The 10813-nt window shown below is 45.0% G+C and carries 9 protein-coding genes; 5 read left to right on the plus strand and 4 right to left on the minus strand.

All coding sequences use genetic code 11. The annotated features are described in order from the left end of the window. Window positions 1-130: 130 nt before the first annotated feature. The gene (locus QUA77_RS22350) at window positions 131-466 is read right to left on the minus strand and encodes a PIN domain-containing protein (protein WP_333077167.1); all 336 of its coding nucleotides are present in this window, start codon (window positions 464-466) and stop codon (window positions 131-133) included. Window positions 467-967: 501 nt separating this feature from the next. Here QUA77_RS22350 and QUA77_RS22355 point away from each other — a divergent pair. Then, window positions 968-2620: an FAD-dependent oxidoreductase gene (locus QUA77_RS22355; protein WP_333452569.1), complete on the plus strand. Its 1653-nt coding sequence runs from the start codon at window positions 968-970 to the stop codon at window positions 2618-2620. Between the two features lie 71 nt (window positions 2621-2691). On the opposite strand, the gene QUA77_RS22360 is transcribed toward QUA77_RS22355, so the two are convergent. Next, window positions 2692-3069, minus strand: a complete 378-nt coding sequence (locus QUA77_RS22360; RefSeq protein ID WP_333146910.1) for a GxxExxY protein — start codon at window positions 3067-3069, stop codon at window positions 2692-2694. 149 nt (window positions 3070-3218) lie between these two features. On the opposite strand from QUA77_RS22360, the gene QUA77_RS22365 reads away from it, so the two are divergent. Both QUA77_RS22365 and QUA77_RS22370 read left to right on the plus strand, forming a co-directional pair. Beyond that, entirely contained in the window at window positions 3219-5942 is a 2724-nt protein-coding gene (locus QUA77_RS22365) for a valine--tRNA ligase (RefSeq protein WP_333452571.1), read from the plus strand. 273 nt (window positions 5943-6215) lie between these two features. Further along, window positions 6216-6713: a hypothetical protein gene (locus QUA77_RS22370; protein WP_333452573.1), complete on the plus strand. Its 498-nt coding sequence runs from the start codon at window positions 6216-6218 to the stop codon at window positions 6711-6713. A gap of 142 nt (window positions 6714-6855) precedes the next feature. Here the strand turns inward: QUA77_RS22370 and crtB are convergent, their stop codons facing one another. Together crtB and pds are read right to left on the minus strand one after the other, a co-directional pair. Further along, window positions 6856-7785 carry a 15-cis-phytoene synthase CrtB gene (crtB, locus tag QUA77_RS22375; protein WP_333060155.1) on the minus strand — a complete coding sequence of 310 codons (930 nt, stop codon included), beginning with the start codon at window positions 7783-7785 and terminating at the stop codon, window positions 6856-6858. Window positions 7786-7876: 91 nt separating this feature from the next. Continuing rightward, window positions 7877-9250 (minus strand): 15-cis-phytoene desaturase, encoded by a 1374-nt coding sequence (gene pds, locus QUA77_RS22380; protein WP_333452575.1) that lies wholly within the window; start codon window positions 9248-9250, stop codon window positions 7877-7879. 196 nt (window positions 9251-9446) lie between these two features. Here pds and QUA77_RS22385 point away from each other — a divergent pair, with 196 nt between their 5' ends. Next, on the plus strand, window positions 9447-10007 hold the full coding sequence (locus tag QUA77_RS22385; RefSeq protein WP_333452578.1) for a DUF6009 family protein: 561 nt from the start codon (window positions 9447-9449) through the stop codon (window positions 10005-10007). 93 nt (window positions 10008-10100) lie between these two features. Beyond that, entirely contained in the window at window positions 10101-10745 is a 645-nt protein-coding gene (locus QUA77_RS22390) for a restriction endonuclease subunit R (RefSeq protein ID WP_333452580.1), read from the plus strand. The last annotated feature ends 68 nt before the right edge of the window (window positions 10746-10813 follow it).

Raw genomic sequence — 10813 nt, forward strand, 5'->3', positions numbered from 1 at the left:
ACCAGATATCTGAGAGGCGATCGCACTCCCCATCCTTACTCTCATCAATAGCCCTGCCAAACCAGTAACACTGGCAAAACCGCTAACAACAGTTCCCGGAAAATTTAAACTTGCGCCGAGTGACTCAGATTTACCAAATTGTGTCTATACTAGATAATTGAATCCGGCGATCGCGACTAATAACGGGTACATTAAGATACAAAGCAGTAGCAGCAATAATGCGATCGGGTATATCGGGAATTTGCGATCGGTCAAGTTGCCTTAAAGTCAAAGCTATATTGCGATCGAAAGGAATTTCAACCAATAAGGCATCATCGCTCTCAACTTCTCTCAATAATAGATCGAGAGTAGTTGAATTAATCCGCCCTCTCTCGCTCAGATAGACAATTTCTGCTAATGTAATTGATGAAAAAGCCACCTGATTTCCCTCGGCAGCTATCTGTTCTATTGTCGTTCTAGCAGTCACCTAAAGTCGCTTTCTCGGCAAATATATACCAGATCACAGCATGAGTATCAGCTACAGCACCCAGCATTAGAAATCCTCCGTTGGGAAATTCCCCCATTCTTCGCTGCGAGCTTCATCTATATCAGTGGCAGAAGGTGCAATTCCCAACTCAGCACATAAACCCCACAACGATTTGCGGGGAACGGACCGAACAACTAATTCTCGTTCTATTTCAGGAACTATCTACTTAATCAATCGTAACTTTTCGGCTAGAGACAAGTGCTTAACAAGATTTAAAACCGCCTTAAAAGTCATGTTTTTATGCTTCAATTTGTGATTGATGTAATTGTAGCATTTTGGCTGCCAAGAACAGCATCACCAGGTTTGGGTTGAGAAGATTGGTTTACCACGCTTCCCGGAAAAGTTAAACTTGTGTTGAAATTATCTAAACGTGCTATATTCAATTCCGTCAACCCTGAACTACGCTTTCAGGTAATGCAAATTTACAAACGAGTCAACTGAATGCTCTCTACTTTTAAGAAATTAGCTTCAATTGCAATCATCTTTGCCGCCCTAAAACTTTTACTTAATTATCCGGCTTTCAGAGAGATAGAAAATTATATCGCAAATAGAGACCCAGCAAGTGCTACCTTAGACGCTGGAACTCAGCAGCAAAAATCCAGCAGCCCGCCTCCGGTAGTTCGCAAAAAATTACCGGAGCAAAAGTTTGATGTAGTAGTATATGGTGATGAAGTACCGGGGATATGTGCGGCGATATGGGCTAAGAAAACTTTAGGCGCAAAGGGCAAAGTTGCGATCGTGCGATCGAACTACGGAAGTGCTCCTTTGGGCGGCTTACTCACCCGCGGCGGTTTAGCTTACATCGATGTAGATAAAATCCCCGGTTGGTATCGCCAACCTTACGCGCAATGTTTTAAGGAATTCTTAGATAAAGCGGATGCGCCCGAATCTTGCTTAGACCCAAAAAAGGCAGATAGAGCTCTCAAACAGATGCTTTCAGCAGCCGGAATCAAAGTTATTTCCAACTCAACTCTTACTCCCCGCGTCGTAGATAAAAAAATTGAATATGCCGAAGTAAAAGGCAGCACTCTAAAAATTAAAGCCAACTCTTTTATTGACGTAACTCAAGATGCTGAATTGGCTAGAAAAGCCGGATTATCTTATTATACAGGATATGAATCTCAAAATATAAAATCCAAAAATGAAACTTTAGCAGTCTCTGTAGTTCCGAGAATTACAGGTATAACGATGTCCGAATTCCGCAGCATAGAAGATGAAATCCTCTACAATCGGCCTTTGGTAAAAAAGATTAAAGAAAGCATTATGAAATCTAAAGATCCTGCCAGTACGAAATTCTGGATGAGGAATTTCTGGAGTACGATTTATCAGCCATATACAGACGGCTACGATATCAGAAGCGTAGCCATAGGCGCAGCGTATCACATAGACAGAAATCTGCCCTTTAGTCAAAATAAAGGATTCTTTTTCGATAAGGGCAATGTCTGCGTTTATAACAAAAATGTACTCTCCTGGAACGGGTTTTTGTTTAAATACCAAGTTCACCAAATCATGAAGATGGAAGCTAACGGCAGAAAACCGACTCCTGAAATGATTAAAGAAATGTCACATCTCCAACACTGGCTACAAAAGAAGTCTGGTAAAGATGTGAGAGTATTTCTTCCAGACGAGATTTATATCAGGCAAACTTTGAACGTTCGCGATGTGATAGATCCGCTGACGGGGAAGGAGATTATCAAAGGAGGAACAGTGCCCGAAAAGTCGATCGGCAGTTTTTCCTACGATTTCGATATGCGGGGCGGAGTCAAGAATTTATCTGCGAGAATTCCGCCGCTGCCCGTCTATAATTTCGGGATAGAAAGCGCTTTGGCTAGCAAAGTCAAGAATTTAGCCATTGTCGGGCGATCGTCCGGTTATGTCGGTATGGCTGTATCCGTCGGGCGAATTGCGACGGTGAATATTTATCAAGGACAAGGTGTGGGCGTGGCGGCTGCCTTGGCTAGCAAGTTCGGCGTACCTCTGAATTCGATTACTTCGGCTGAAACGAAAAAAACTCTGGAGACTTTAACCGGGAAAACTACGTATTTGTCGGGGAGAGATACGAGTTATGGGGTGGATTATAAGGAGGTGAAATAATTAAAGATATTAAGAGGATTTAACCACAGAGGGCGCAGAGGGCGCAGAGAGGAGAGGGATGAGAGGTTTATTTAGGAGAGGATGAGGCGGCGGATTCCTTCTTTTAAAAAGCGGACGTTAAAGTTAATGAGAAGACCGAGAGGATAACCAGTCATTTTCAGATATGATATAACTTGAGCCTCATGGATAGGAAGTATAGTTTGGACTGACTTTAATTCAACAACGATGGTGTTGGCAACCAGCATATCGTATCTGCCTTCCCCAACCACAACACCTTTATAAGTTACATTTACTGTAGGTTGAGGTTGAAAAGGAATTCCCCGGCGCGAGAGTTCTTCACGCAACGAATTCTCATATACCGCTTCCAAAAACCCCGGCCCCAACTCCTTATGAACCTCCATTGCTGCCCCAATCACAGCATAAGTCAACTCATTCAGATCATCTTCCAACTCTCTTCTCTCCTCTTCTCAAACCAATCATCACAATCATAATCTCAAACCCTCCCAAAACTCTTCCCTCTGCGCCCTCTGCGGTTCAAAACTCTTCTCCTCCCTCTCCTGTGGCACAATCTTAAATAAGATCAAACTCTCAAGCCACCATGACCGCAAACCTACCCCCCCAATACGACCCCCAAGCCACCGAAGCCAAGTGGCAAAAATACTGGGAAGACAACCAAACCTTCAAAGCTGACCCCGAAAAAGGCGGCGAACCTTACTGCGTAGTCATCCCGCCGCCCAACGTCACCGGCAGTCTCCACATGGGACACGCTTTTGAAGAGACGCTGATTGATGTCCTCGTCCGCTATCACCGCATGACTGGACGCAATACCCTGTGGTTGCCGGGAACGGATCATGCTAGCATCGCAGTTCAAACTATTCTCGAAAAGCAACTCAAAGCAGAAGGCAAAACTCGCCACGATTTAGGCAGAGAAAAATTCTTGGAACGGGCCTGGGAGTGGAAAGCTGAATCGGGCAATACTATTACTAATCAATTACGCAGTTTGGGCGTGTCTGTTGATTGGTCGCGCGAACGCTTTACGATGGATGAAGGCTTATCCGCTGCGGTTTTAGAAGCGTTTGTCCGTCTGTACGATGAGGGGCTGATTTATCGCGGCAATTACTTGGTGAATTGGTGTCCGGCGAGTCAGTCTGCTGTGTCGGATTTGGAGGTAGACCAGCAGGAAGTTGAAGGCCATTTGTGGCATTTCCGCTATCCTTTGACGGACGGTTCTGGTTATTTGGAGGTAGCGACGACTCGGCCGGAAACGATGTTGGGCGATACTGGGGTGGCTGTGAATCCACAGGACGATCGCTACAAGCATCTTATCGGTAAAACTGTCACTTTGCCGATCGTCAATCGCGAAATCCCAATCATTGCTGATGAGTTTGTCGATCCGACTTTCGGAACTGGTTGTGTCAAGGTGACACCCGCCCACGATCCGAATGACTTCGAGATGGGTAAGCGTCACAATTTGCCGTTTATTAACATCATGAATAAGGACGGCACTTTAAATGAAAATGCCGGAGAGTTCCAAGGACAAGACCGATTTGTTGCCCGAAAAAATGTGGTGCAGCGGTTAGAAAATGACGGTGTTTTGGTTAAAATAGAAGATTATAAGCATACAGTTCCCTACAGCGAACGCGGCAAAGTTCCGGTCGAACCGTTGCTATCTACTCAATGGTTTGTGAAGATAGACCCTCTTTCTCAACGCGCTTTAGAAGCATTAGATAAAAGTAACTCACCAGTCTTTTTTCCTGACAGATGGACAAAGGTTTATCGCGATTGGTTGGTGAAGCTAAAGGATTGGTGTATCTCCAGACAATTGTGGTGGGGACACCAAATCCCGGCTTGGTATGCTGTTAGCGAAACCCAAGGAGAAATTACTGATACAACACCTTTTATAGTTGCGAAAACAGAAGCTGAAGCTAAGGAAAAAGCTACAGCTAAATTTGGTAATGACGTGCAGCTAGCCAGAGATCCAGACGTATTGGATACTTGGTTTTCGTCCGGGTTGTGGCCTTTCTCAACTTTGGGATGGCCGGACGAAACTAAAGATTTGGAGTTTTACTATCCGACAACTACTTTGGTTACGGGTTTTGATATCATCTTTTTCTGGGTTGCTAGAATGACAATGATGGCAGGACATTTTACTGGAAAGATGCCTTTTGATACTGTTTACATTCACGGTTTGGTGTTGGATGAAAACGGTCAAAAAATGTCTAAGAGTAAAAATAACGGTATCGATCCGCTGCTGTTGATTGGCAAGTACGGTACTGATGCTTTGCGCTACACCTTGGTTAAGGAAGTGGTTGGGGCCGGTCAAAATATTCGCATGGAGTACGATCGCAAAACTGATGAATCGAAATCGGTGGAAGCTTCGCGGAACTTCACGAATAAGTTGTGGAATGCGGCCAGGTTTGTGATGATGAATTTGGAGGGACAGACGCCGCAGCAGTTGGGAAGTCCTTCTGTGGAAGCTGGTTTGGAATTGTGCGATCGCTGGATTCTTTCTCGCTATTATCAAGTTGTGCAAGAAAGCCGCAATTGTTTGGAAAGTTACGGTTTGGGGGAAGCGGCGAAGGGACTTTATGAGTTTATTTGGGGCGATTTTTGCGACTGGTATATTGAGTTAGTCAAATCTCGCTTGCAACAAGATGCTGAACCAAATTCTAAGAAAGTGGCACAGCAAACTTTTGCTTTTGTGTTGGAGGGTATTCTGAAACTGCTGCATCCTTTTATGCCGCACATTACTGAGGAGATTTGGCACACTCTGACTCAAACAGGTGACGATCAATGTTTGGCTTTGCAAGCTTATCCTGAAGCGGATATCTCGCTCATTGATGCTGAATTAGAACAGCAGTTTGAGTTGTTGTTCGGTACAATTCGCACAGTTCGCAATTTGCGGGCAGATGCTGATATCAAACCCAGTGTGAAGGTGACGGCGATTTTGCAAAGCGAAAGCGAGAAAGAACGCCAAATCATCTCAGATGGAGGCGTTTACATTCAGGATTTGGCAAAAGTCGAGAATCTGACAGTTACTGCTAATTTGGATGCAGATTTGGGACAGACAATTGCTGGGGTTGTCGGTACTGTGCAAGTATTGATTCCTCTGGCTGGGGTGGTGGATTTGGCGGCTTTGCGTGCTAAATTAGAGAAGAAGTTGAGCAAGGTGGAAGCTGAAATTAAGCATACTGCGGCGCGCTTGACTAATCAGAAGTTTGTGGATAAGGCTACTCCTGATGTGGTTCAGGGGGCGAGGGATGCTTTGGCGGAAGCCGAAAAACAAGCGGAGATTTTGCGCGATCGGCTAAAGGTGTTTTAATAGTTGACTGTTGACTGTTAACTGCTAAGTTGAGGCGCATCTAAATTGTACAGTCAAGGTAGTATCGGTCTTCTATCGGAGTCACAATCCTCTCGATCCCCCCTAACCCCCCTTAAAAAGGGGGGGACAAAAGCGATCAAAGTCCCCCTTCTTAAGGGGGATTTAGGGGGATCGAGTCTCGGCTACAAGCGAGATATACAAATAACTAATAACCAATAACTAATAACCAATAATTAATACCCAATTACTAATTACCAATCACTAATTACCCTCATGTTATATTTAGCCCAAGTACAAAATCAGGAAATTTTAGGCGAGATAAGTCTGCAACTGCTGGCTTGCCAAAATTCTGATGATACTTGGGCTATTCTTAGTGAAGAAAGTTTCTTGACATTACCGAAAGATTTTGCTCAAAATCCAATTAACTCTGCAACTAATGTTTTAAATGAAGGGATGCTAGTATTAGCAGATATTGGCGAAAATAACCAGGTTGTAAATATTCAACCAGCTACAAACTGGGTACTACAATTAGTTGAGAAATATTTAACAACAGGCTTTACTCCCGATTTTTTGCAGCAAGAAGCCCAGAAAGCCGAAGATTGGCGGCAATCTCTCACTTTGCAGAGTCAAGAATTGTCTCGCCGCTTGATTGAAGTTGAAGCCCGCCGAGAACAAATTCAAAATTTAGAAGCAAAACTCCAGCAGGAAAAGCAATTGTTGGAAAGTTCCATCGCCCAATTGCAAATTCCGCCAGCTACTCCACTAAGTTGACTTAAATTAACACACCAAATCTAGGGACACGGCACTAGCGCATCCCCACAAACCTCATATGCAATTTGCTGGACATCATATAATTTGTAACTTGACAAATACCCCTTACCCGTTGCCGAATCGTCAGCACAATTGCCTGCGGCTAAAGCACTTTTGACTTCATCCAAGCGGCGGGGAGACACAGCAGTTTCTGAGAATTGCTAACATAAGCCCGCTTCTGGAAAACATCGTACTGATTGCGTTCGATCGCATTTAAGATCCTGCTGTACAGCATTGTAGCCGCCCAAACTGTCCAGCGGATATCGGGACTGAGCACTTTAATTCCCGGTTCGGCGCTGGCGTATAATTTGCGAGCTCGCTGAATTTGAAACCGCATCAATTCCCGCCAGCGGTTGTCAATTACACCGTTGAATAAATCTTCTTCGGTGTAGTTAAACAAGGCTAAGTCTTCTAAGGGTATGTAAATGCGGCCGCGGCGGGCGTCTTCTCCGACATCGCGCAGAATATTAGTCAACTGCTTGGCAATACCCAGGGCTATCGCTTCTTCTTTGGGAATTCTATTCCCCCAGTGCCAATTCCAGTTAGCAGCGGAGCTCGATTCGCCTACACCCATGACAGACATCGACATCAGCCCTACAGTACCCGCTACTCGATAACAGTAAAGATTGAGCTCTTCAAAAGTTTCGTAGCGGCTGCGGTACAAGTCCATTTGCTGGCCCGCAATCATCTCTCGAAACGGCTGAATGTCGATCGGGAAACGAGACAGCGTATCCACCAAAGCTACGTCGTAGTCGTCGTGAGGATGGCCGGCAAACACAGATTCTAGGCGTTTTTCCCACAGATTGAGGGTTTCAGGGGTCGTTGCATCAGAACCCGGCCCGTCTACGAGTTCGTCGGTGCGGCGGCACCAGACGTAAATCGCCCAAATCGCCCGACGCTTGGCTTCGGGCATGAGTTGAGTGCCTAAATAAAAATTTTTGGCATAACTCGCCGTGACTTGGCGGCACAGTTCGTAAGAGTCATCCACAGAAGCCAGAGTTCTCATGCACTGGAGTTTTGACAGTTGCAGCATCCGAGAATAAGAAATTTAAAGATTAGAACTGATTTTCCCCCGTTTAGAAAACGGGAGATTTTTTACGTCTTTATGAAAAATTCTTAATTTTTCATTGGTTATTGGCCGTTGAAATAGCCTGCGCTGTCAGCTTACCAGAAAGCACGGCACCTTCCATACTCGCAAGATAACGCTGCATCGTATAATCCCCCGTTAGATAGAAATTGCTAATGGGAGTTGTTTGTGTGGGACGGCACTGCTGGCGTCCGGGAGTAGCTTTGTAGACGGAACGTGGGGTTTTGACTACGTGATATTTGAGCAGTTTGGCTGGTTCTGGGATTTGATCGGGAAAGAGTTTTTCTAACTCGACCATTGTGGCTGCGACGATATCTTCGTCAGACTTGCCTATCCAGTCTTTTGCCGGTGCTAAAACCAGTTCCAGCATGGATTTGTCTGGGTTGGCATATTCGCGGCAGGTGTTGCTCATGTCGGCGTAGACGCTCAGCAAGGGCGATCGCGAGAACAGCAAATGGTCGATGTCAGTTAATTTGCGATCGAACCACAAGTGTACATTAATGACGGGTACTCCCTCCAAGCCTTCGAGCTGTTTGAAATAATCCATTTCGCCCCAAGGTTTCGGCATCATCAACTTGAGCGGGTCAACCGGCATCGCGGAAACGTAAATATCAGCCGTCAGAATTTCTGACTCTGCCCCTTTTACTCCCCGAATGTGGAAGCCGCGCACCGTGTTGTCATCGTTGAGCAAAAACTCTTTGATGGGTGCATTCAGCCGTACTTCGCCGCCGCGCTCAGTTATGTAGTCTACCATCGGCTGACACAACCTTTCTGTGGGGGAACCGTCTAAAAAGGCCATTTTCGAGCCGTTTTTCTCTTGCAAGAAGCGGTTGAGGGCTGTCAGCAGTATGGTTGCAGAGATTTCGTGGGGGTCGATGAAGTTGAGCGCCTTGGACATGGCGATGAATACTTCTTTTTCGACTCTGGGGGGGATGTTTTGCTTTTTGAGCCAGTCGGAAAACGAGTATTTGTCCATTTCTTCGACATAGTTTTGACCCTGAAGCATCGCCGGAATCAAACCTATACCGAAGCGGATTTTTTCGGGCCAGGTGAGCATATCGTTGTTGCTCAAGATGGCTGCGACGCCGTTGAAGGGAGCCGGAAGGTCGGGAAAGTCAAAGCGGGAATAGGTTCCGGGGGTTTCCGGCTGATTGAAAATCATGCTGTGTTCTTTCCATTGCAGCCGGTCTTCAATGTCAAGTTCTTTGAAGAGTTGGAGCATATTCGGGTATGCGCCGAAGAAGATGTGGAGGCCGGTTTCGTACCAGTCGCCGTCCGCATCTTTCCAGGCGGCTACTTTGCCGCCGAGTACGTCCCGACTTTCTAGGAGGATGGGGGTGTGGCCCGCGTCGGTAAGATATTTAGCGCAGGAAAGTCCTGCTAAGCCGGCTCCGGCGATCGCAACTCGCATTTGATACTACTTGGCCTCTGTGTTCGCTTCGGTTTAATTATACTTTACAAGTCGTTACATTTTTTTGGGAACTGGGGAAGGTGAGGCGAGGGGTGCGGAGATGCTCTGAGTTATTTTTGGCGTAGTTGGGTTATGGCATTGCCATATTCGCCATGCGTGCTATAATTTGGTTATCATCCACATAGAGGTAAAAATTATGGGCAGTTTTGTCAGAGACGAGACGTTAGTACACGAAGCTAAAATTGTCTGGCTTGTAGAAGAGGAAGAAATCAGTAAAATGCCTTGGGTGCGAGAGAGCGAAGTAGATTTTTGTAGCAGAAAAGGGGTCTCTAAAGAACGTCTTTTAGAACTCCAGCAAGAAGGTCAAATCCTGTTGGGATCTGCAGAATTAAAAGATGGTGCTCCCCCTACTTTTACAGAAGGAAATCACGAGTATTTTAACAGACGCATTTTCACAATTAGAGAAAAAGACTTTGAAGTTTACAAAGTAAATCACCCACTAGAAGCAGTGGAACCATTAAGTGTAGAACCCAAACTCAGGGGTCTACCTCCGAGTAAAAAATCTCAAATAGCTGTTAGAGTTCCTCCTAGTCTTTTTAGCAAGCTCAAAAGATATGTTCAGCAAACGGGCATATCTCAAACTGATGTCATAGTTAGCGCCCTAGCTAAACATCTAGATTCTGTCGAAGGTGTACCCATGATTCAGAGGATACTAGAACTGGAAAAGAGAGTTGATGCGTTGGAAAGCAAGAGTTAATAGAGGCAGTAATTAGGCTAACAATCCATTTGTAAGGTGGCAACGCCCACCTTACAACACAATCTGTATAGACTTTAAACTTAGTGTAAAACGATGGTACAAACAATTCAAGCTAGAAATATTGCACTGAATGATTTGGAAACCCACTTCAAAATTGAGTGGGTTGAAGATGACCAATTCTTTCGCGAGTGGCAAGATGATTTGGCAGAAATCAGCGATTATGAAAAACAGCGGCTGGACAGAGTGAAGGCAAGTTACAGGAATTTGCTCAAACATCCGCCACTTCTAGAAAATACAGTCAAAATGGTTGTGCTGTCTCCTTTTTTGGATTTAGCGGATTTTTATCTGGCTCCTTTTCATGTTACTTCAGAAAAATCTGTAGAAATTGTGGACGAAGATGAGGGAGTAATTGTGAAGGGACAGTTGGATGTTTTGGCTTTGTTTCAGGAGTTTTGGGTAGTAGTTATTGAATCTAAGAAAGCGGCGTTTTCTTTGGAGGTCGGGATTCCGCAGTTACTAGCTTATATGTTAGCTAATCTGAATAGCGCTCGACCTACTTACGGATTGTTAATGAATGGCTCTAATTTTCTGTTTGTCAAGTTAGTTAAGCGGGAAACACCGCAGTACGCTTTTTCTCGCTGGTTTTCTATGTTCAATCCGGGGAATGATTTGTACAGTGTGCTGAGTATTTTGAAGCGCCTCGGTGAGTTGAATGTGGGCAATATAGTTTCAGGGTAAGCTCATCTAATTTGGTATAATATGAACTTGACAAAGTTAACAAAATAAGCATAAGAGACTGTGTAGGC

Source organism: Microcoleus sp. K5-D4 (assembly GCF_036704575.1).
Lineage (GTDB): Bacteria > Cyanobacteriota > Cyanobacteriia > Cyanobacteriales > Microcoleaceae > Microcoleus.

Coding starts and splice junctions, on each gene's coding strand:
- QUA77_RS22390 (WP_333452580.1), top strand. CDS start 10,101: ATGGTACAAACAATTCAAGCTAGAAATATTGCACTGAATGATTTGGAA.
- pds (WP_333452575.1), bottom strand. CDS start 9,250: ATGCGAGTTGCGATCGCCGGAGCCGGCTTAGCAGGACTTTCCTGCGCT.
- crtB (WP_333060155.1), bottom strand. CDS start 7,785: ATGCTGCAACTGTCAAAACTCCAGTGCATGAGAACTCTGGCTTCTGTG.
- QUA77_RS22355 (WP_333452569.1), top strand. CDS start 968: ATGCTCTCTACTTTTAAGAAATTAGCTTCAATTGCAATCATCTTTGCC.
- QUA77_RS22365 (WP_333452571.1), top strand. CDS start 3,219: ATGACCGCAAACCTACCCCCCCAATACGACCCCCAAGCCACCGAAGCC.
- QUA77_RS22370 (WP_333452573.1), top strand. CDS start 6,216: ATGTTATATTTAGCCCAAGTACAAAATCAGGAAATTTTAGGCGAGATA.
- QUA77_RS22385 (WP_333452578.1), top strand. CDS start 9,447: ATGGGCAGTTTTGTCAGAGACGAGACGTTAGTACACGAAGCTAAAATT.